Source organism: Burkholderia sp. GW821-FHT14F03 (genome assembly GCF_058803765.1).
The window spans coordinates 70,355-90,530 of the sequence record NZ_JBXAPG010000005.1 but is presented as its reverse complement, the minus strand read 5'-3'; the positions used below and the strand labels follow the sequence as shown (position 1 = coordinate 90,530).

Here is a 20,176-nt window from a genome sequence, read left to right as displayed (position 1 = left end):
GGACCGGCGTATCAACATCCGGTCGATGTTTCGCGCGTGGCTATCCACGTCGTTGGCGCAAGCATGCGCGGCGGGCGAGTACAGGTCGGTACGCTGACGTACGGGTTCGAAGCGGGGGGGGACTGATTCTAGAGTCGCTTCAGATCGGGAAGCAGGCGGTCGAATTCGCGCTTGACCACGTTATAGCATTCGCATACGCGATTTTCGAGGCCCAGCCGGTCCAGCACTTCGATGTGTCCGTAGTTGTAGCGGATGAGGCCCGCGTCCTGCAGCTTCAGCGCGGCTTCCGTCACGCCCGACCTGCGCACGCCCAGCATGTTCGCGATCAGTTCCTGCGTCATGCGCAGCTTGTTCGAGGGGAGCCGGTCGAGGCTGAGCAGCAGCCAGCGGCACAGCTGCTGATCGATCGAGTGATGCCGGTTGCAAACGGCGGTCTGGGCCATCTGCGTGATGAGCGCCTGGGTGTAGCGTAACAACAGACGCTGCATCGCGTCGCCGCGCCGGAATTCGTCCTTCAGGGCGCTCGCGTCGAGCCGATACGCCTGCCCCGCGCTTTGCACGACGGCGCGGCTCGGGGTCGTTTCGCCGCCCATGAACAGCGATACGCCGATTATCCCTTCGTGGCCGACGATCGCGATTTCCGCGGACGAGCCGTTCTCCATCACGTAGAGCAGTGAGACGATCGACGTGGTCGGGAAAAAGACGTGATGGAGTTGGCCCCCCGACTCATACAGCACTTTTCCGAGCGGCATCTCGACGAGCGTCAGATGCGCGGCGATCCGCGCAAGCTCGTTTTCCGGCAGCGCGGCAAGCAGATGATTCTCGGTGACGGGCAAATGGTTCGGCATGCGTCGCTCATGAGGTGATTGGGCCCGGCGCGAGGGAGGATACGGCTGACGCGGACGCAGCGGGGATCGGGCCGGATCGCTCATCCTATTTCACCGCCGGGGGCGACAGTACGGTAACCGCGGCATGTCCCTTTTTCTGATGAGTCAGGCGCTGGCTGGATGCGAAACCTCCTCCGAAAATTATAGTGTCGCCGTGCGCCTTCACAAGCGGCTCATCGGCATTGGTTCGCTGTTGGACAGACTCCGCGTATACATCCGCTTACTTTCATTTCAAAGAGACGATGCACGTTCCGAACCCGGTGCATCGGGCCCGAAGCCCGTGTGGAGAAGCCGAGGGGGATCCGTTCGCGGTAGGCGAGACGCGGCATCGCCGATCCCGGCATGGCAGGCAACGCACGCATCGACGGACGTCCTGGTTCGATGACAGCGATCGGCGGCTCCCGGTGCGGGCGCATCGGCGCATGCCATGCCGTATCGATCGGGGCGAAATGACATGCCACTGGGACTTCTGCTGTTGATCGTGGTCGTGCTGTTGATGGTCGGGGCGATCCCGACTTGGCGCTACGGCACCGGCTGGGGGTATGGCCCGAGCGGGTTGTTGGGCTTCGTATTGATCGTGGTGCTCGTCCTGATGTTGCTCGGAAGGCGGTGACGCAGGATGCCGTCGTCCCTGACGGTTCACCGCAAGACGTCGCGCCGGCACGCTCGTGCCGGGCGTGACACCGTATCGAACCGTTCGAGCCGCGCACGCATCGGGCAGCGAGATCGATTGCGGATCGGTTCCCGCGACGGCGGGGTTCCACCCGTCTGAACGTTCCATGAATAGGAGAAGGCGAATGAATAAGGATCAGATCAAGGGAACCGTCGAGAACGTCAAAGGCGAGGTGAACGAAGCTGTCGGCAGGGTGAGGGGCAACACGAAGCGGAGGTCAAGGGCGTCACCCAGCAAGCGGCGGGCGAAGCGCGCAGGAATCCGGGCAGCGTGAAGGCCGCGCTCAAGAAATCCTGATGACGGGCGGGGCGCCGCGATTTCGTCATCGACCGTGCGGCGGCCCCTGCGATGGGCGGGTGAGGCGCAGGCTGTTCCGGATTCACTCCAGCAGCTTCAGCGCGCGCTCGCAGACGTTCACGACCGTGAAGCCATAGTCGTTCATCAGTTCGGCGCCCGGCGCCGACGCGCCGAAATACTCGACGCCGAGCATGTCGCCACGATCGCCGACATAGCGGTGCCAGCCTTGCGACACGCCGGCCTCGATCGCCAGCCGTGCGCCGACCGCGGGCGGCAGCACGGCGTCACGGTATGGGCGCGGCTGCGCATCGAACAATCTCCAGCAGGGTAGCGATACGACGCGAACCGCCAGACCGCGGGTCAGCAGTTCGGCGTGCGCCGCCAGCGCGAGCGTGACTTCCGAGCCTGTCGCGATCAGGATCAGCACGGGCGGATGGCCGTCGGGCGCGTCGGCCACGACATAGCCGCCCCGCCGCAGGCCTTCGGCCGGCGCGAACCGGAGTCGATCGATGACCGGCACGTTCTGGCGCGTCAGGATCAGCGCGGTCGGCCGTTCGCGGGCTTCCAGCGCGACGCGCCACGCCACGGCCGTCTCGTTCGCGTCGGCCGGGCGGATCACCAGCAGTCCCGGGATCGCACGCAGCCCGGCCAGCTGTTCGACCGGCTGGTGCGTCGCGCCGTCCTCGCCGACCGCGAGGCTGTCGTGCGTGAAGACGTAGACGACCTGCAGGTGCATCAGGGCAGCGAGCCGCATCGGCGGGCGCATGTAGTCGGAAAAGATCAAGAAGGTTGCGCCGAACGGCAGGAAGGCGCCGTGCGCGGCGAGACCGTTCAGGATGGCGCCCATCGCGTGCTCGCGCACGCCGAAATGCAGATTGCGACCGGCGCGGTGCCACCCGCCGCCGCTGGAGCCTTGCCGATCGAGCGCATCGGCGCCCGACGCCTCGAAATCACCGAGCCCGTTCAGCGCGGTGAAGGTGGACGGATCGAGATCGGCCGAACCGCCCGTCAGCGACGGCATGCGCGGCACGATGGCATTCAGCACCTTGCCCGACGCAACCCGCGTCGAGACGCCCACCGGGTCGGCCGCGAAGACCGGGATGTCGCGGTGCCAGCCATCGGGCAGCGTGCCGCGCACCATGTCCAGCAGCGCGTCGGCCAGTTCAGGGAACGCGCTCGCATAGGCCGCGAAGCGGGCGTTCCAGCGGCGCTCGCGCGCGAGCCCCTCCGGCAGCGCGCGGCGAAAATGCGCGAGCGCCAATTCAGGAACATGAAACGCGGGCTCGGATGGCCAGCCGAGGTTGTGCTTGGTCAGCAGCGTCTCGGCGTCGCCGAGCGGCGAGCCGTGCGCCTGGAACGTATCCTGCCGGTTGGGCGAACCGTAGCCGAGATGCGTGCGGACGAGAATCAACGACGGGCGCGCCGCGTCAGCGCGCGCACGGGCCAGCGCCGCGTCGATGGCGTTCAGGTCGTTACCGTCGCCGACGGTCTCGGTATGCCAGCCGTAGGCGTCGAACCGTCGGGCGCGATCCTCCGTAAAGGTGATCGCGGTGCCGGCGGACAGCGTGACGCGGTTGTCGTCATACAGGCAGATGAACTTGCCGAGCCGGAGATGGCCGGCGAGCGATGCCGCTTCCGCGGCGACGCCTTCCATCAGGTCGCCGTCGCTGACGAGCGCGTAGGTGCAGTGATCCACGATATCGAAGCCGGGCCGGTTGTAGCGCGCGGCCAGCTGCGCTTCCGCGACGGCCATGCCGACGGCGCTCGCGAAGCCCTGGCCCAGCGGGCCGGTGGTCATCTCGACGCCCGGCGTGAGGCCCCGCTCGGGATGACCGGGCGTGAGGCTGCCCGACTGGCGGAATCGTTCGATCTGATCCAGCGGCAGGTCGTAGCCGGTCAGGTGCAACAGGCTGTACAGCAGCGCCGAGCCGTGGCCCGCCGACAGGACGAAGCGGTCCCGGTCGAACCAGGACGGATTGGCCGGATGATGCCTGAGATGGCGCATCCACAGCACGTAGGCCATTGGCGCTGCACCCAGGGGCAGACCGGGATGGCCGCTGTCCGCTTTCTGTACGGCGTCGATCGATAAAAAGCGCAAAGTATCGACGCAGAGCGCGTCGAGTACCGGATCTGCGGTCGATGCAAAATCGCTCGATGTCATGCGGGGCCTCCGTGGCGTTCTGTCGGACCTTGCGCCGGGGCGAAGCGCCATGCGCAAAACGCTCCGCGCAGCCGCCTCGCCGAGGTTAGAGGGATTTGAGTCGCGTGACCTTGGTTCCCTGCAGCGATACGCCGGCCATCAGCCCGCTGTTGGTCAATACGAACGCATCGACCTGGTTGCTTGCGCTGCTCGTATCGATATCGCCGTTCGCGCCGACCTTCAGCACCGCCACCGACGCATCTCCGCCTGCCGACCAGCCGTCTACGCTGCGAAAGCGCGCGAGCGATTCCTCCGTCATGAACAGGAACACGATGGCCCGCGATTGCATGCCGGCCTGGAAGCCGATGGAGCCGGTGACCGTGCTGTAGTAACCGGTGGTCCTCCCGTCGACGCGCAGCGATCCCTCGCCATATTGACCGCCGACGATGAATCCGGCGTCGACGACGGACGGGAACGTCAGCACGCCGCGCGCCCGGTGAACGAGTTCGCGCGAGCCGTTGGCCGTGCCATACAGGCGTGTCAAGGTCGAATCGACGCCGGCGTCGATCGAGTGACGCTTGCCGGCCTGGCCGTTCTGGCTGTCGGACGTCGTCGTGGTCGTGCATCCGGCTGTTCCGAGACCGAGGGCGAGCACGGCCCCGGACGTGCTCCATAGGAATGTCCGTCTCTGCATGACGCCCTCCTGGGGCTTCGATGGAGTTCCAACGCTACGCCCATGCGATGCGCTAGGCGGTACGAAACCGTACAGATCGCGTGGCGGCGTCGATACGTCGCGTGCGTGTCACCCGCCGGCTCATCGAAGGCCACTCGCGGGCGGGCGGATGGGCGTGCTAATAGCGGCCGCGATCGTCGTGATACCCGTTGTCGTGGTGATGGTCGTCTCCACCGACGGGGACGAGCAAGCATGCGCCCAAGCTGGCGATCAGCGACAACGCGACCAGCAGTCGCAACAGCATTCGGTGTTTCATCTCTGTTCCTTTCGCGCGCGGACCGCGCAGGTCATGATTTCGGCGCGGAAGGCGAGATCGCGCGCCCGATTGCAGTCGTCGGTCAGGTGCCGGTCAACCTCAGGTCGGGCTCGACCAGGAATTGGGATTTCACCTGGTCGACGATGTAGACGACCACGCCGCTCGCGCGACGCGTTCTCGGCAAAAAATCGAACTCGGTCACATCGTCGTTCGTAGACGCAGGCCTCACGAGAAACACACGCATGCCGGATTTGAATACGTGATGCGAGGACAGGCGTTGATTGACCAGCTCGATGAACTGCCTGGCCGAGATGACGGGCATGAACGTGGACATGGAATTTCTCCTCCAAGGGCCGGCTGAACGTGTCGGGCGGCTGGGCCGCGTGACGATCGCATGGGACCGGGCAGTGCGACACACGGGCGTCAGAGGGTGTCGTGGGCTCTGGACGGTTCGCCGTTCGACCAATAGCCTTGCTTGCCGTAGAAAAGATGCAGCGCGATTTCATCGCTTCGATAGACGGTTTGCGAGTCATCGTATTTCGGGCTCCGCCGGATCGTGTCGCGGGTCAGCGCGGTCGACACCGTCTCCGTGCTTCCGTCCACCTCGTCGAGCCAGTCAGTGGCGATCAGCACCGTCTTGCTCGACAGCCACCGGTTGCCCGTGTCGATCGCCAGATAGCGGATCACCCATGTTTCATTGTCGTAGATGAAATCGGATACGCGGCCGACGCGCCCGGCGGGGGCCTCGAGCCGATAGCCCCGGATCTCGTCGGTGCTGCGCAGACGCGTATCCGTCAGCGCGTCGGCCCGTGTCGTGCGGGTGGGGCGCGAGTGGCCGGTTTCGGGATCCTGCGACGGTCCGGCCGGATCGAAATCCGGGTAGGCGCCCGCCCCCCACAGATTGGGCCCATCCCAGTAAGCCGGGTGGCCGTAGTAATGCCGGGATTCGATCTCGTGAAGACGGGATACCGGCTGGCGCGGGTCTGTACCGGGGCTGTCTTTCACCTGCTGCCGCGTCAGGTCGATATGCAGCGTGCTGGATCCGGCGCCGTTGCGCTTGATGGAATAGGGAGAAATCAGGACCTGCCTGTCGTGCGACCGGTCGCCCGTTTTGACGACGAGGTAGCGGATGCACCAATCGTCGACGTCGAAGTAGGCCTGGTTGAGGTGTCCGATATCGCCGTCTTTCGTGCGAACCGCGCCGCCTTGCAATTCCTTGAAACTTCGTAGCATGACGTTCTCTTCTGATCGATGCGCGGCATATCGCTGATTCAGCTGAACCACGTACCGTGCGGCGGCGTCCAGTCGTGTGTCCGCCGATGCGGAGCGGGCCGTACCGGTCTCGTTCAGGCAAACGGCGTGCAGTCTGGCGTCGTGTCGTCACGGATGTCCGGCATGCTTGATACGGTACAGGCGACGGACCGTCGATGCGGTACGAAACCGTACAGAGTGCGCGCCGGATCGGCGGGATCCGGCGACCGCGGCGCAGTCCGACGATCTGCACTGACATGGCTCCACGCAAGCAACGCGCGTCCCGGCAGCATGCCGGCGGGTCGCCTACATGCCCCATGTCGCGATCATGACGACGACGGCGATCAACATTATCGCGGTGGCGAGCCAGCCGACGGCGCTTAGCCAGCGCGCGATCACGAACTCGCCCATGACGTCGCGTCTGGAGGCCATCAGCAGGATCACCACCATCACCGGACCGGCGATGACCCCGTTGATGACCGCGCTCCAGAAAAGTGCGCGAATCGGATCGATCGAGGTGAAATTGAGCGCGACGCCCAACACGATCGCGATCGCGAGGATCATGTAGAAGCCGCGCGCCTTCAGCAGCGTACGGCCGAGTCCGATGCGCCAGTGCAGCGCCTCGGCGACGGCATAGGCGGCCGATCCCGCGAGAACCGGAACGGCGAGCAACCCGCACCCGACGATGCCCGCGGAAAACAGCAGGAACGCGAACTCTCCGGCCAGGGGGCGAAGCGCCTGCGCTGCGTCGGATGAGGTCTGGATTTGCGTCATCCCGTGCATGTTCAGGGTCGTAGCCGCAGTCAGGATGATGAAGAAGGCGATCAGATTGGAGAACGCCATCCCGACGTACGTATCGATCCTGATGCGCCGCAAGCTGCGACGCGCCTGTTCCGGCGCGCGCCGAAGCGGCTCTTCCCCGGGCGTCGCGCGCTGCTCTTCGACTTCCTGCGAGGCTTGCCAGAAGAACAGGTAGGGGCTGATGGTGGTGCCGAATACGGCGACGACGCCGATCGCGTAATGAACGTCGAGCGTGACGGACGGAACGAGCGTCTTATACAGAACGTGTTCCCAGGGGATCTTGACGATGAACGCCGTTGCGACATAGGCAAAGAGCGCGAGCGTCAGCGCTTTCAGAATCGGGGCGTAGCGGGGAAACGGCACGAATACCTGCAGTATCAGCGAGGTCGACCCGAAGGCGATCGCGTACCAGTGCGCGGGACCGCCGATCAGCAGCTTCAACGCCGCGCCCATCGCGCCGATGTCGGCGGCGATGTTGATCGTGTTCGCGACCAGCAGCAATGCGACGAGCCCATACAGCAGCCAGGGTGGATAGTGTTTCCGGATGTTGGCCGCTATCCCGTCGCCGGTGACGCGACCGATGTGCGCGCTGACCATCTGGATGCCGATCATCAGCGGGAATGTGACGATGGACGTCCACAGCATTCCGTATCCGAACGCCGCGCCGACCTGGGAATAGGTTGCGATGCCGCTCGGATCATCGTCGGCTGCGCCGGTAATCAGGCCCGGCCCGAGACTCTCCCACAGAGACTGGTTTTTCGACAGTGCAATAGGGTGCTTTTTCATGGCGGTTCCCCGGGAAGAAGGATCGGCTCACGGGCACGCGCCCGTCCTTCGAAGCACGATAGCGACGCGATGATTGCAAGTCGATCCTCTGGTGAACAGTGCGGCGCGGGACGGCTTGCCGGTCATGAAAGAGACATCCGCCGCGTCGCTCACGCGTAGCGCCGCATCAGCGGCGTGGCCGAGATGCCGTGCAGCACGATCGACAGCGCGATGATCGCCAGCACCCAGGGAACCAGCGGCAGCAGCTCCGCGTGCGGCCCTTGTTCGAGGGCCAGCATCAGGTAATACAGGGATCCCACGCCCCGAATGCCGAACCAACCGATCAAGCGGCGCTGGCGGTGCGATGCGCGCGAGCCGATCAACGCTACTCGGCTGGCGGCCGGCCGGATGACGAACAGCAGCGTGGCGACAACGGCTGTACAGATCCACGTCAGCATGTCGGCCCAATACCGCGAGACGAGGGCGCCGATCAGAAGGATCAGCACGGCCTCTGCAATGTGCTCCAGTTCGATCGTGAATCCCATCACTGATTCCGCGACGAACGCGTGGGCTTTGTCGGGATCGGTGGAAGTGGCTTCGACATCCTCGCTGTCCACGATGCCGAGCGTCGCCTTCGACGTCTTCTGGCCGCTCGATCGATGCTCGACGCGCCGCATCGCGACGCCCGCGGCGAACACGGCCAGAAACCCGTAGCCTTGAATGGCGAGCGCCGCGCCGTATGACAGCGCGATCACGCCGAGCGCGAAGAAGCCTTCGAGGCCGAGCGCCTGCCCGTGACGGCTGCGCAGGAACGCGACGAGCCGGGCAGTCGCGGAGCCGATCAGTCCGCCGGTCGTCACGCCCGCGACAATGCTCCACGCGATGCCGACGACGATGCTCCAGTGCAGGTTCGATGTCGCGCCGATTTGGCACAGGAGCAGGCCGAGCGCCGCGCATGGATAAGCGGTGCCGTCGTTGATTCCGCCTTCGGCGGAGAGCGAAAAGCGCACGACCTCGACGTCGCCGGCATCGCGCACGCCGACATCGTGAGCCAGCACGGGATCTGTCGGCGCGATTATCGCGCCCAGCAGCAACGCGACGCCGGGACTCAGATGGAGCGCGACCACGCCAAGAACGGCGATCGACGCGACGGTGAGGATCATCGCGACAAAGCCCAACCGAATCGGCACCATCCAGCGCCGATCGACGAGCGGGACGCGTAGTCTCAGGCCAATGGCGAACAGCGAGATCAGCAGGCCGATTTCGGCGGCGATGCGCAAATGCGTGACGTCGTCCGGTAGTGTCATCGACAGGAAGCCGATACCGGACGGCCCGATCAGAAAGCCGATCCCAAGATAAACCATGGCCGCGCTCAACGGCAGACGCTTGAGCGACGAGCCGATGAGCCCCATGAAAATGAGCAAAGCGCCAAAGATGAGGCATCCGATCGTTTCGGCCACGTTGAGTACCCTGCTGGATGACTGCGGACTCGCCGTGCTTCGCGTGCTTTCTTTGCGAAATGCAACACGCGGCATTGGTTCGCGCGCGTGCGTGGCCGGATGGTGATGTGCCCGCAGGATCACGTTTGCAGAGAGCAGGCCCGATGTCTGTCCGATGGCGGACAAAGGCGGATCAAGGGCCGCGCCCGGTCGATGCATCGCGGCTACGCGCGCATGCGACCGAGGCGGATGGGGAGATGCGGCTCAATGTACGGTACTGGGCAGAGCGGTGCGGCGCTTCGTCATAAGCTGCCTAGCGACTCTCGTGACATACGGAGTGCTTCCAGGACCCATTCGGACATCGAGCGAGAACGATGCTCTCGAGCGGCTCATTACCCGTATCACGCCATATGCCGCGCTCTGGCGAATTCGACTGGAATGGATTCAGGAATGTGACGGCCTGATTTCCTCGGCGCGTGCGCATCTCGTCCGCATCATCGCCATCATCCTCAACCCCGAGTGTCGAATGAGCAAGCGGGCCGCACATTGAGCGGGCCCGGCGTGCCGAACGATGCCGGAACGCGTTTCGCCTGGACGCGCGGCGGGCTCGGGAGTAGAGAATGTCGATATTCGCAATCCGTCGAGCAGACGCGGGCAGTCATCGGCTGTGCCGCGCGATCGGGAACCCGGCAGTGATCCACACGGGAGGCATGATGAAGCACACGCCGCCCGCCCCCCGCAGGATGCCTGTCAGTCCACTGGCGGGCCGTCCCGCGCCCTATGCGTTGTGTCGACGCCCCCCGGCTCGTGACCGCGTACTACACCGATATGCCGGATCCGGCCGTCCCGGCGCAGCGTGTGACGTTCGGCACGTCGGGCCACCGGGGCTCTGCGTGACCCGCAGCTTCAACGAGTGACATGTCTTCGCGATCACGCAGGCGATCTGCCGGTATCGATGTTTGCGCGGCATCGACGGTCCGTTGTTTCTCGGCATCGACACGCATGCACTTGCCGAACCGGTGCAGGCAAGCGTACTTGAAGTGCGGGCTGCCAATGGTGTCGTGGTCATGCTGGCGCCGCCGGGCGAATACACGCCGGCGCCGGCCGTTTCGCGCGCGATCCTGAAGTACAACCGCGGACGCAGTGCCGGATTCGCCAATGGAATTGTGGTGATGCCGTCGCGCAATCCACCGGACAGCGGCGGTATCAAATACAACCCGCCTACCGGCGGCCCGGCAGGAGAAGACATCACACGGTGGATCGACGCAGCGGCGAACGGCATGCTCGAAGCGGGACTCGCGGGGGTAAGCCGCGTCTCGTTATCGAAGGCACTGAATGCTGCAACGACACACCGGTGCAACTTCCTCGCCATGTATATCGATGACCTGACCGACGTCATGGGCTTTTTTTCGTCCGGACCGCGGCTTCGGCGCGCCGCGATCAACCGGCGACCGGGGCGACAGGCTGTCGCGGCAGCGCGTCGGCGAAGCGAGGCGCGGACGCTGCCGATGCCTGTCGGCGGCGGCGCTGTCGACTCGGCGCTCCGCATGTCGACCGGGCGCCTACCGGTGCGATCGTGTCCCGATCCCGGTGCGATCGCACGGCATTCGGCAAACACCGGGCAGCAGATTATCGAGGCGCATCGATCGCCTGATTCCGGCCAGCGGGGCATGAATGAGGCGCATCCCCATGGCTGCCGTCTCGCTCGCAACGGCTTGCGTCATGCATGCCAATGCATTTGTCGAGGAGGGCTGTACGCCGAATCCCGGGCAGCATGTCTTCGAGACAAAGTGCGCTTTGTGCCACGCGATCGATAAGACGAAGGGGACGATCGTCGGTCCGAATCTCTTCGGCGTGTTCGGGTGGCCGATCGGCAAGCTTCCCGCCTTTTCGTCCAGCAAGGCGCTCGCGGAATCCCCGGAAAAATGGGGTGAAAAAGAATGGGATCTCTTTCTCAAGGCGCTGTCGGCCCACAAGCCAGGAACGACGATGCCATTTACCCGAATCAAGAACGACGCGGAACGTGCGTCCACGATCTGCTACTTGAAGCAGCCGCGTTGATGCCGGGCGTTCCATGGGCGCGCCGGTTGCCGGCGCGGTCGCCTTGGTCGAATCGACGGCATCGACCGAGACGCATCGCACGATGTGCATCATGCGGGAGATGGCCGGATCGGTGCGCGTCGCGAGGCCGTGCGGCGGTGCGAAACCGTCCGGCCGCGGTCGCGGAACGGGCGGAACCGCGTTCGATCCGCAGCGGGAAAACCGATCCGGCGTGGTGGATGACACATGCAATCCGCTGGTATCCCGGCGGCATCACGACTTGTTTGTCTCGAAGCAGAAAATGAAGAACGCGATCTCGCGCAACACCTTGCGCTTCACGGCCTGGAGCGCCATCGGCGGCGGCCTCTTGGCTTACGTCACGCTCGGGCTGTTGTGGATCGTGACGGGATGGGATACCGGCATGGTATTCCGCGGCGGCGCCATGCTGGCCTTGTCGAACGAGACGCGCAGTGTGTTTCGCATGGGCCATGCTCACGGATGTGTTCGGGTTCTATCTGCCGTTCCTTGTGATTGGCGGCTATCTCTGGCGCGCCTTACAGGACGAGGCAGGGGCTTTGGGCAATATGGCGGCAATGGCCGTGGCGCTTTTCGTGACCGCCGGAATGTGCGGCGCGGTGATCCCGCTCGCCGCTATTCAACCTCTCTCGCTGGCGTACATACAGGGCGACGCGGCGGAAAAAGCCGCCGCCACAGCGTGGGAAACCCCGTTGCGAACGAGGCGCAACGAGAACTGTGGTGGACGGTTTTCGTTTTTTGGGCCGTGACTGTCGGAAACCTGTTGAAGCGGGCGGAGTGGGGCGCGGCAATCCTGCTGCAGGCCATCGGCTTGTTTGTCGGCTGGTTCTTTCTGTCTGGATTTTTACCGGAATTCACCCTGTTCGCAGACGGTATCGAGATGCTGGTCGTGGCCCTGCCGTCGTTGTGGATGATTCTGTTTGGCCGGCAATTGTTGCGCCAACCGCAAGCGCTTGCGCAGCCGGCGCTGTAATCACGGAGCCCGGTCCGGACCCGCGTGGATCTTGCTGAACGCGGTTGTGCCCGGGATGGATCGACAGCCTATTCTGTTTTCACGGGAGGGGGTGCTTGCGCCGTCAGCGGGACATGATCGCGGTCCGGTGCCGGTGGCCGAAGGCGTCGCCGTCGCAATGACGAACGAGTGGCCCGATGGAAGTTCATTTGCGATCAATCCGTGTGCCGGGATGATCTGGCTGGCTCGATTATATCGAGGTCTATTTCAAGATTAATTGAGGGGTATATTTTTTCATGATTCGATCGTATCAATAAGAAATGGCGAGGGCTAACTTAATTCAAATCAAGGTTTCCCAATATGAATCGATAGAACGGAAGACATGGAGATGAAATTGCCGGCAGCCCAGGGTGGGCCTTTGCCGCCGGGGTTGAGCGGCGTCCGGGGTGATCCGGTGTGAACGAATGAGTGTGTAATTTTTTAGTTTTTGTTCCAGAAATTAATTATTTAATTTGAGGTTTGTACTATCAACGCCTGGTTGGATTTTTAATTTATGTTTGGCATGATGATGCCGATAACGGATGGGTCGGCCGAGCCGCGTGACCGACCCGATGCAAGACCGTTTCATTGGCGATGCCGGGCGCGCGACCGGTTCGAGACGCCAGATCGTGTGCGCGCAAACGTTGTATCGGCCGTGGGCCGACGTCGCGGTCTGGATGCGGGTCCGGAGCGTTTGCGTTCGTCCCACGTGAAAATCAACCCAGAGCAGGAGAATGCATGCGCTATACGAAGAGGATCCTGGCACTGCTGCTGTGCTTCGCCGTGCTCCCGGAAAAATCCAAGCGCGAGTTTTTGTTGAAGATGAACGAATTCATGGTGATGTCGCCGCTGCAGCGGCGACGCGCGATGCAGGAGTGGCAGCAGACCACCGACACGCAGTCGCTCGACCGAAGCGTCGGCGCGCTGAAGTCGCATTGATCGCATTGATTCGCGCGCCGGCGCATCGAAGTCCCGCGCGTGTTCAGCCGGCTCGTTGCGGGCCGGTCACCACGACCGTCATCGGCCGGTCGAGATGCGTGAAATGCCCGACCGCCCGAAATCCTGCCCGCAGGCTGGCCCGCATCGAGGCCTGATTGTCATCACGGATGAACGACACGCCTTCCCGGTCCGGAAGGCGTTGTTGCACTTCGTCCAGCAACAGCCGCGCGAGGCCGCTGCCGCGTTCGTCGGCGGCAACGCAGATCGGGCCGCACACATAGGCGTCGTCCGCGCCCGGATAGGCGCCGAACATCGCGCGGATCACCGGCACGTCCGCGTACGTCCGGCGCGAAGCCGTCACCAGGAAACCCGTCACGTCGCCGCCTCGGCGCGCGACGATGAACGGCATGTCGGCGATCAACTGCACGAGCTTGTCGCGCGCGAAATTGACCGACAGCATGCCGCCCTGTTCGGGTTGGTTGGCGGCCTGCAGCGCGAGAATGCCGTCGAGGTCGTCGGGCGTGGCGATGCCGATCGAAACGGGAAGGGGTTCGGTCATGGTGGGAGCGTCCTGTCTGTCGATGAAGGAAAGCGGGCGGCGGGCGGGCGACGCGTCGAGCGGCGCGGGGCGGCCAAAGCGCGGCATCTTAGTCGGTTCGGCGCGGGCCGGCTTTGCAGACGGACGTGGGTCGATGAACAGTGAAAATGATTGTTTCGGGCGCTCTGGGGGGCGTATCGATTGACGGATGTTTGAAAGATTTTCTCGCCACCGCGACAGGGTGGTTTAGAAGGTTTTCTCCAGCGCGGACGGCGTAGCGGGCCCACGCTGCGCGCCGGCCGCGCACCCGTCAACGCGCGCCGTCGTCGCGGCTCGCGCGGCGCAGCGCGTCGAGATCGAGGATCTCGACGGCGCCGACCTGGAGCCGCACGATGCCGCGCGCCGCGAGGTCCTTCAGCAACTGGTTGGTGGTCTGCCGGGTCAGCGACAGCAGCGACGCGAGCCGTTCCTGCGACAGCGCGATGCGCGTATGGCCGACGCTGATCCCGCCGTAGCCCTCCGCGATCAGCAGCAACCGGGTCGCCAGCCGGCGCGTGGCCGGCATCAGGCTCATCGCCTCCACCGTGATGAACGACAGGCGCAGCTTTTGCGCCATCAAGAGCGCAAAATGGCGCCAGTAATGCGGCTCCCGTTCCAGCAGCGCCCGCAGCTCGGCTTGCGGCAAGTGCATCAGCAGGGTGCGTTCGGTCGCGATCGCATCGTGGGTGCGCGGCAGCCCGTCGAACAGCGAGATCTCGCCGAGCCAGGTGATCGGCTCGGCAATCGTCAGCAGCGCTTCCTTGCCGCTCGCGTCGACCGCGCCGATCGTCAGGCCGCCCGCCAGCACCGCGTACAAGCCGCAGGGCGGATCGCCGCGGCGGAACAGCGCCTGCCCCGCTTCGAGCGCGCGCGGCGCGGCCAGCGCGAGCAGCTGTTCGCGCAGTGCGGCGGGCAGCTCGACGAACCAGGGGCTGGCGTCGAGCTGCGGCCGGTGGGAGGCGAACGGCGACGTCATGGCGGGTGTCGGGTAGTTGACAGAGGGCGGGCGCCGGGACAGGCATGATAGCGCTCAACAACGGACGCAACCACGGAGAGAGACGCCATGAAAACCCTGGTCGATCATCTGGCCCAGTACGCGGCCTATCATCGCGACGCGCGCAACATCGTCACCCACCTGGCCGGCATTCCGATGATCGTGGTCGCGGTCAGCGTGCTGTTGTCGCGCCCGCTGTTCGGCTTCGCGGGCCCGTTCGCGCTCACGCCCGCCTTGCTGCTGATGGCGGCGTTCGCGTGCTTCTACCTGCGGCTCGACCTGCGCTTCGGCCTGGCGATGAGCGTGCTGCTCGCGCTCGCGCTGTGGGCCGGCCAGGCGCTCGCCGCGCAGCCGACCGGCGTATGGCTCGGCGCGGGCGCGGGCCTGTTCGTCGTCGGCTGGATCATCCAGTTCGTCGGGCATTACTACGAGGGGCGCAAGCCGGCCTTCGTCGACGATCTCGTCGGCCTGATGGTCGGTCCGCTGTTCGTCGTGGCGGAAGTGGTGTTCTTCATCGGCTGGCGGCCCGAGGTGCGGACGGAAGTCGAACGGCGCGCAGGGCCGGTGCACGGCGGCGCGCACGACGCGCGCGCCTGACGCGTGGCGACGGAGGCGCCCATCGGCGTCTACGGCGCCGGCGCGATCGGCTGCTATCTCGGCGGCCGGCTGCTCGCGGGCGGGGCCGACGTGACGCTGGTCGGCCGTGCGCGGATCGGCGCCGCGCTGGGTGAGCAGGGGCTCGCGCTGTCCGATCATCGCGGCCGCTCGGCGCGCGTGCCGCCCGAGCGGATCCGGTTCGCGACCGAGGCGGCCGCGCTCGCGGACGCCGCGCTCGTGCTCGTGACGGTCAAGTCGGCGGCCACGCCCGAGGCGGCCGCCGCGCTCGCGCCGGTGCTGCGGCGCGACGCCGTCGTGATCAGCTTCCAGAACGGGCTCGGCAACGCCGACCGGCTCGCGGCGGCGATGTCCGGCCGCACGGTGCTGGCCGGCATGGTGCCGTTCAATGTCGTCGCGCGCGGGCCGGGCGCATTTCACCAGGGATCGGCGGGCGCGCTCGAAGTGGCCGCCGCGCCCGCGCTGCGGCGCTTCATGCCGGCCTTCGCGCGCGCCGGCCTGCCGCTTCGCACGCGGGCGGACCTGCGCCCGGTGCAGTGGGCGAAGCTGCTGTTCAATCTCAACAACGCGATCAATGCGCTCGCCGATTTGCCGCTGCGGGACGAGCTTGCGCAGCGCAGCTACCGGCGCTGTCTCGCGCTCGCGCAGCGCGAGGCGCTCGACGTGTTCGCGCGGCTGCGCATGCGCCCCGCGCGTCTCACGCCGCTGCCGGCCGCCTGGCTGCCGGCGCTGCTGGCGTCGCCCGATGCGCTGTTTACGCGGCTTGCCGGCCGGATGCTCGCGATCGATCCACTGGCCCGTTCGTCGATGGCCGACGATCTGGCCGCCGGCCGGCCGACCGAGGTCGAATGGATCAATGGAGAAATCGTGCGGCTCGCGCGCGAGGCCGGCTGCGCGGCCCCGGTCAATCAGCGCCTGTGCGCGCTCGTGCACGCGGCGGAGGCCGCCCGGACGCGGCCCGCCTGGCGCGGCGCCGAGCTGCTCGACGCGCTGCGCGCGGCCGGCGAGGCGCGGCGGCCCGCCTGAACCGCGGCGACGGGATACGATGTCGGGGTGCCTATTCCGATCACCACGCCGACCAGGGGCCCGGATGGATTCCACCACGCTGCACGCATACGATCAGTTCGCCGACGACTACGCGCGCGAATGGGCCGACCAGCCGCCGCCCGACGACATGTACAGGCTGCTCGAGCGCTATTTCACGCCCGGCCCGACGGCGGACGTCGGTTGCGGCGCGGGGCGCGACACGGGCTGGCTCGCCGCGCGCGGCTTCGAGGCGATCGGCTACGACGGCAGCGCGGCGCTCGTGGCGGCCGCGCGTCGCGCGCATCCGCGCCTGCGTTTCGAGCAGGCCTTGCTGCCGGCCTTGTCCGGGGTGCCGTCGCGCGCGTTTCGCAACGTTTTGTGCGAGACCGTGATCATGCATCTCGCGGCGGAGGAGATCGACGCGGCGGTGGCGCGGCTCGTCGAGCTGCTGCTGCCGGGCGGCGTGCTGTACCTGAGCTGGCGCGTGACCGAGGGCGAATCGCTGCGCGATGCGCGCGGCCGGCTGTACGCGGCGTTCGACGCGCAGCAGGTGCGCGCCGCGCTCGGCGACGGGATGACGGTGCTGTTCGACGCGGCGGCGCAAAGCGCGTCGTCGGGCCGGCGCGTGCACCGGCTGATCGCGCGCCGCGCGGCCTGACGCGCGTCAGACGCGATCCGCGGTGGCTTCCCAGTTGATGTCGACGCACATCACGAGCATGCCCTGGGCGGTGGCCGTCGCGATCGAGGCGGTCACGCACAGGTGGGCTTCGTTGATCGACAGGTAGGGCGGCGTCAGGTGTACGCGGCCGGGCACCCGCATCGCCTGGATGAAGTACGGCCGCCGCTCCCAACTCGCGCCCTCGGAATGCAGCAACGGCCGGAAGCGCTTCGCGCGCTGCGAGACATGGCCGCGCGGCAGCACGTTGTCGCCGATCTGGCGGCCCGACGAGTCGAGCAGGAAGCAGCGCGCCGTTTCGGGCAGCGCGAGCAGCGCAACGGCCGCGTGCGCGACGTCCTGGCCCTCGCGCAGCAGCGCGCTCGCCTGAGCGAGCGCCGTGACGTAGGGCGCGAGCCGCGCCGCCTGGGTGCGCTCGCGCTCGGCGACGCGCAGCCGCAGCGCGGCCGACAGCGTATCCATCGAGCCGGCCGCGGCCTGCGGTTGGACCGGATCGACGCTCGGCCCGGCGAAATACGTGCCCTGCACGAAATCGACGTCGCATTCGAGCGCGATCAGCGCCTCGCGCTCGGTGCTCAGACCCCCCATCAGCACCAGCTGGCCGGATTCGTGCAGCAGCGACACGAGCCCGGGCAGCACGCGTTCGAGGTGGGAGTGTTCGCTTGCCTGCGCGAGGATGCCGCGGTCGAGCGTGACGATGTCGGGATGCAGGTGCCACACGCGGTCGATGTTCGAATGCTTCGCGCCGAAGCCGCCGAGCGCGATCAGGAAGCCGGCCTTGCGCAGGCCGTCGACGATCGCCGCGAAGCGCGGCGTCTCGCCGCCCGCCTGTTCGGGCACTTCCAGCACGACGCGCTGCGGCGGCAGGCCGAGCGCCTTGAGGTTCGCCAGCACGGCGTCGCCGTACACGGTGTCCATCAACGCGGCCGGATGCAGGCTCAGGAAGAGCCATTCGTCGTGGCTGTCGAACGCGTGGAAGTTGCCGAGATGCAGCGATTCGGCGAGCCTGCCGAGTTCGAGCAGGTCGCCGCGCCGCGCGGCCTGCGTGAATACCTCGTGAGACGGCACCTGGCGTTCGTCGGCGTCCTGCGCGCGCAGCGACGCGTGATAGCCGATCGCACGGCGGTGCGACACCGAGAAGACCGGCTGGAACACGCTGAACACGGTGTAGTCGCCGTACAGCACGGTGCGCCGGTTGCCGTCGTCGCCCGCGACCGGGCGCGGGGGCTGAAAGCCAGGGGGATCGATGTCGATCATGCTCATGATGTCGGCCGGTGAGAGGCTGTCAGTTTACCCACAGAATATAGACCAGCAAGATTCATGCGCAAAAAAGCCGGGGGCGGCGGGAACCCGCCGCCCCGCCTGCATGCGTGGCCTGCACCGTGCCGGTGCGCGGCGCGCCACGGCGGCGCGCGATTCCGCTAGGTGCGCTCGGACGGGTCGGTCTTGCGCGCCGCGCCGCGGATATCGGGCGCGAGCTGGGCGAAGATCCACGCCGAGGCGGCCGTGATCAGGCCGACGCACAGGAAGGTAGCGTGGAACGCGGGCAGCGCGTGGTTCGGCGCGGCCGGCCGGATCATCCCGGTGAAGGTCGCGAGCAGCGCGCCCGCGACCGTCACACCGAGGCTCATCGACAGCATCTGCACGAGCGAGAACAGGCTGTTGCCGCTGCTCGCGCCGCCCGTGCCGAGGTCCTTCAGCGTCAGCGTGTTCATCGCCGTGAACTGCATCGAGTTGAAGCCGCCGAACAGCGCGAGCTGCGCGACCTTGAGCCACAGCGGCGTCGTGTCGCCGATCAGCGCGAAGCTCGCCATCATCAGGCCGACCATCACGGTGTTCGCGAGCAGCACCTTGCGGTAGCCGTGGCGGGTGATGAGCCGCGTGATGATGCGCTTCGAGAACATCCCGGCCGCGGCGACGGGCAGCATCATCAGCCCCGCGTCGAACGCGCTGTAGCCGAGGCTCACCTGCAGCAGCAGCGGGATCAGGTAGGGCATCGCGCCGCTGCCGATCCGCGCGAACAGGTTGCCGAGCAGGCCGACGCTGAAGGTGTGGATGCGGAACAGGTCGAGCGAGAAGATCGGCTGCGGCGCGCGCACCGCGTAGAGGCCGTATGCGACGAAGCAGGCGAGGCTCAGGATCAGCAGCACGAGCACGGCCGCGTGCTGCATGCCGAGATCGGCGAGGCCGTCGAGCGACAGCGAGAGCGCGACCATGCCGATCGTCAGCAGCAGGTAGCCCTTGAGATCGAAGCGGCCGGCGGCCGGATTGCGCGAGTCGGTCATCGAATAGTAGGTGGCGATGCAGCCGGCCACGCCGACCGGCACGTTGATCAGGAAGATCCAGTGCCACGACGCGACCTTGACGAGCCAGCCGCCGAGCGTCGGCCCGATCAGCGGGCCGATCATGCCGGGAATCGCGACGAACGACAGCGCGGGCAGGTAGCGCTCGGCCGGGAACGTGCGCAGCACCGCGAGCCGGCCGACGGGCAGCAGCATCGCGCCGCCGATGCCCTGGATCACGCGGAACGCGACCAGTTGCGGCAGCGTGTGGGCGTTCGCGCACAGCAGCGAGCCGAGCGCGAAAACCAGGATCGCGCTGAAAAACACCCGGCGGGTGCCGAGCCGGTCTGCGAGCCAGCCCGACACCGGGATCATCACCGCCATCGTCAGCGAGTACGCGACCACCACCGACTGCATGCGCAGCGGCGATTCCCCGAGGCTGGCCGCCATCGACGGCAACGCGGTGTTGACGATCGTCGCGTCGAGGGTCTGCATGAAGAAGCCGGTGGCGACGAGCCACAGCATCACGGTGAGCGATTTTTCGCTGGGGGCGGGGGAGGCGGGCGATGGCATGGGTGTCGGGTGGGGCGCGGAAGCAGCCGACATTGTAGGGAAAGCGCCCGCGATACGCAGGCGGCTCGGCTGTGTCTGGCCAGTTGCCAGTACAGTTTGGGGGAAAGTGTCAGGAAGTGTGCATGGGCAGTGTCGTGCCATCGTTTTGATAATGGACGCTGACCGCTATTCCCGCCGCTTTTGCC

General features: G+C 66.3%; 20 protein-coding genes. 8 read left to right on the top strand and 12 right to left on the bottom strand.

Annotated elements, in window-relative coordinates:
- Positions 1-128 precede the first annotated feature (128 nt).
- Positions 129-848, bottom strand: a complete 720-nt coding sequence (locus AC1RQF_RS05345; RefSeq protein ID WP_492871478.1) for a Crp/Fnr family transcriptional regulator — start codon at positions 846-848, stop codon at positions 129-131.
- 493 nt (positions 849-1,341) lie between these two features.
- On the opposite strand from AC1RQF_RS05345, the gene AC1RQF_RS05340 reads away from it, so the two are divergent.
- Entirely contained in the window at positions 1,342-1,500 is a 159-nt protein-coding gene (locus tag AC1RQF_RS05340) for a DUF3309 family protein (RefSeq protein ID WP_492871477.1), read from the top strand.
- Positions 1,501-1,939: 439 nt separating this feature from the next.
- Here AC1RQF_RS05340 and tkt read toward each other — a convergent pair whose 3' ends face one another.
- The 7 genes from tkt to AC1RQF_RS05305 form a co-directional block, all read right to left on the bottom strand.
- On the bottom strand, positions 1,940-4,018 hold the full coding sequence (gene tkt, locus AC1RQF_RS05335) for a transketolase (protein ID WP_492871476.1): 2,079 nt from the start codon (positions 4,016-4,018) through the stop codon (positions 1,940-1,942).
- A gap of 85 nt (positions 4,019-4,103) precedes the next feature.
- A complete protein-coding gene (locus AC1RQF_RS05330; protein ID WP_273998828.1) occupies positions 4,104-4,691 on the bottom strand; it encodes a BPSL1445 family SYLF domain-containing lipoprotein in 588 nt (195 codons plus the stop codon).
- A gap of 157 nt (positions 4,692-4,848) precedes the next feature.
- Positions 4,849-4,986 (bottom strand): hypothetical protein, encoded by a 138-nt coding sequence (locus AC1RQF_RS05325; RefSeq protein ID WP_273995017.1) that lies wholly within the window; start codon positions 4,984-4,986, stop codon positions 4,849-4,851.
- A gap of 82 nt (positions 4,987-5,068) precedes the next feature.
- A complete protein-coding gene (locus tag AC1RQF_RS05320; RefSeq protein ID WP_273995019.1) occupies positions 5,069-5,320 on the bottom strand; it encodes a hypothetical protein in 252 nt (83 codons plus the stop codon).
- An 89-nt stretch (positions 5,321-5,409) separates the two neighbouring features.
- Positions 5,410-6,219: a PRC-barrel domain-containing protein gene (locus AC1RQF_RS05315; RefSeq protein WP_492871475.1), complete on the bottom strand. Its 810-nt coding sequence runs from the start codon at positions 6,217-6,219 to the stop codon at positions 5,410-5,412.
- A 324-nt stretch (positions 6,220-6,543) separates the two neighbouring features.
- Positions 6,544-7,824, bottom strand: a complete 1,281-nt coding sequence (locus tag AC1RQF_RS05310) for an Nramp family divalent metal transporter (protein WP_492871474.1) — start codon at positions 7,822-7,824, stop codon at positions 6,544-6,546.
- Between the two features lie 149 nt (positions 7,825-7,973).
- A complete protein-coding gene (locus AC1RQF_RS05305) occupies positions 7,974-9,263 on the bottom strand; it encodes a cation:proton antiporter (protein WP_273998826.1) in 1,290 nt (429 codons plus the stop codon).
- Positions 9,264-10,171: 908 nt separating this feature from the next.
- On the opposite strand from AC1RQF_RS05305, the gene AC1RQF_RS05300 reads away from it, so the two are divergent.
- The 4 genes from AC1RQF_RS05300 (at position 10,172) to AC1RQF_RS05285 (ending at position 13,248) form a co-directional block, all read left to right on the top strand.
- Positions 10,172-11,059: a hypothetical protein gene (locus AC1RQF_RS05300; RefSeq protein ID WP_492871524.1), complete on the top strand. Its 888-nt coding sequence runs from the start codon at positions 10,172-10,174 to the stop codon at positions 11,057-11,059.
- Positions 11,040-11,303, top strand: coding sequence for a c-type cytochrome (locus tag AC1RQF_RS05295; protein ID WP_492871473.1), 264 nt, complete (start codon positions 11,040-11,042; stop codon positions 11,301-11,303). The genes AC1RQF_RS05300 and AC1RQF_RS05295 overlap by 20 nt, the downstream gene beginning before the upstream one ends.
- Before the next feature lie 13 nt (positions 11,304-11,316).
- Positions 11,317-12,291: a hypothetical protein gene (locus AC1RQF_RS05290; protein WP_492871472.1), complete on the top strand. Its 975-nt coding sequence runs from the start codon at positions 11,317-11,319 to the stop codon at positions 12,289-12,291.
- Between the two features lie 756 nt (positions 12,292-13,047).
- A complete protein-coding gene (locus AC1RQF_RS05285) occupies positions 13,048-13,248 on the top strand; it encodes a hypothetical protein (protein WP_273998818.1) in 201 nt (66 codons plus the stop codon).
- 43 nt (positions 13,249-13,291) lie between these two features.
- Here AC1RQF_RS05285 and AC1RQF_RS05280 read toward each other — a convergent pair whose 3' ends face one another.
- Both AC1RQF_RS05280 and AC1RQF_RS05275 read right to left on the bottom strand, forming a co-directional pair.
- Positions 13,292-13,807: a GNAT family N-acetyltransferase gene (locus AC1RQF_RS05280; protein WP_273998817.1), complete on the bottom strand. Its 516-nt coding sequence runs from the start codon at positions 13,805-13,807 to the stop codon at positions 13,292-13,294.
- A gap of 289 nt (positions 13,808-14,096) precedes the next feature.
- Positions 14,097-14,801, bottom strand: a complete 705-nt coding sequence (locus tag AC1RQF_RS05275; protein ID WP_492871471.1) for a Crp/Fnr family transcriptional regulator — start codon at positions 14,799-14,801, stop codon at positions 14,097-14,099.
- Between the two features lie 87 nt (positions 14,802-14,888).
- Between AC1RQF_RS05275 and AC1RQF_RS05270 the strand changes: the two genes are divergently transcribed.
- The 3 genes from AC1RQF_RS05270 to AC1RQF_RS05260 all read left to right on the top strand — a co-directional run bounded on the left by AC1RQF_RS05270 (position 14,889) and on the right by AC1RQF_RS05260 (position 17,118).
- The gene (locus AC1RQF_RS05270) at positions 14,889-15,416 is read left to right on the top strand and encodes an Mpo1 family 2-hydroxy fatty acid dioxygenase (protein WP_492871470.1); all 528 of its coding nucleotides are present in this window, start codon (positions 14,889-14,891) and stop codon (positions 15,414-15,416) included.
- Positions 15,417-15,419: 3 nt separating this feature from the next.
- Positions 15,420-16,460 carry a 2-dehydropantoate 2-reductase gene (locus AC1RQF_RS05265; protein ID WP_492871469.1) on the top strand — a complete coding sequence of 347 codons (1,041 nt, stop codon included), beginning with the start codon at positions 15,420-15,422 and terminating at the stop codon, positions 16,458-16,460.
- Positions 16,461-16,524: 64 nt separating this feature from the next.
- Positions 16,525-17,118 (top strand): class I SAM-dependent methyltransferase, encoded by a 594-nt coding sequence (locus AC1RQF_RS05260; RefSeq protein ID WP_273998812.1) that lies wholly within the window; start codon positions 16,525-16,527, stop codon positions 17,116-17,118.
- Between the two features lie 6 nt (positions 17,119-17,124).
- On the opposite strand, the gene AC1RQF_RS05255 is transcribed toward AC1RQF_RS05260, so the two are convergent.
- Complete coding sequence (locus AC1RQF_RS05255) at positions 17,125-18,399, bottom strand: EAL domain-containing protein (protein WP_492871468.1); 1,275 nt, start codon at positions 18,397-18,399, stop codon at positions 17,125-17,127.
- Between the two features lie 158 nt (positions 18,400-18,557).
- Entirely contained in the window at positions 18,558-19,991 is a 1,434-nt protein-coding gene (gene mdtD / locus AC1RQF_RS05250) for a multidrug transporter subunit MdtD (RefSeq protein WP_492871467.1), read from the bottom strand.
- Between the last annotated feature and the right edge of the window lie 185 nt (positions 19,992-20,176).

Coding starts and splice junctions, on each gene's coding strand:
- AC1RQF_RS05345 (WP_492871478.1), bottom strand. CDS start 848: ATGCCGAACCATTTGCCCGTCACCGAGAATCATCTGCTTGCCGCGCTG.
- AC1RQF_RS05340 (WP_492871477.1), top strand. CDS start 1,342: ATGCCACTGGGACTTCTGCTGTTGATCGTGGTCGTGCTGTTGATGGTC.
- tkt (WP_492871476.1), bottom strand. CDS start 4,018: ATGACATCGAGCGATTTTGCATCGACCGCAGATCCGGTACTCGACGCG.
- AC1RQF_RS05330 (WP_273998828.1), bottom strand. CDS start 4,691: ATGCAGAGACGGACATTCCTATGGAGCACGTCCGGGGCCGTGCTCGCC.
- AC1RQF_RS05325 (WP_273995017.1), bottom strand. CDS start 4,986: ATGAAACACCGAATGCTGTTGCGACTGCTGGTCGCGTTGTCGCTGATC.
- AC1RQF_RS05320 (WP_273995019.1), bottom strand. CDS start 5,320: ATGTCCACGTTCATGCCCGTCATCTCGGCCAGGCAGTTCATCGAGCTG.
- AC1RQF_RS05315 (WP_492871475.1), bottom strand. CDS start 6,219: ATGCTACGAAGTTTCAAGGAATTGCAAGGCGGCGCGGTTCGCACGAAA.
- AC1RQF_RS05310 (WP_492871474.1), bottom strand. CDS start 7,824: ATGAAAAAGCACCCTATTGCACTGTCGAAAAACCAGTCTCTGTGGGAG.
- AC1RQF_RS05290 (WP_492871472.1), top strand. CDS start 11,317: ATGGGCGCGCCGGTTGCCGGCGCGGTCGCCTTGGTCGAATCGACGGCA.
- AC1RQF_RS05285 (WP_273998818.1), top strand. CDS start 13,048: ATGCGCTATACGAAGAGGATCCTGGCACTGCTGCTGTGCTTCGCCGTG.
- AC1RQF_RS05280 (WP_273998817.1), bottom strand. CDS start 13,807: ATGACCGAACCCCTTCCCGTTTCGATCGGCATCGCCACGCCCGACGAC.
- AC1RQF_RS05275 (WP_492871471.1), bottom strand. CDS start 14,801: ATGACGTCGCCGTTCGCCTCCCACCGGCCGCAGCTCGACGCCAGCCCC.
- AC1RQF_RS05270 (WP_492871470.1), top strand. CDS start 14,889: ATGAAAACCCTGGTCGATCATCTGGCCCAGTACGCGGCCTATCATCGC.
- AC1RQF_RS05260 (WP_273998812.1), top strand. CDS start 16,525: ATGGATTCCACCACGCTGCACGCATACGATCAGTTCGCCGACGACTAC.
- AC1RQF_RS05255 (WP_492871468.1), bottom strand. CDS start 18,399: ATGAGCATGATCGACATCGATCCCCCTGGCTTTCAGCCCCCGCGCCCG.
- mdtD (WP_492871467.1), bottom strand. CDS start 19,991: ATGCCATCGCCCGCCTCCCCCGCCCCCAGCGAAAAATCGCTCACCGTG.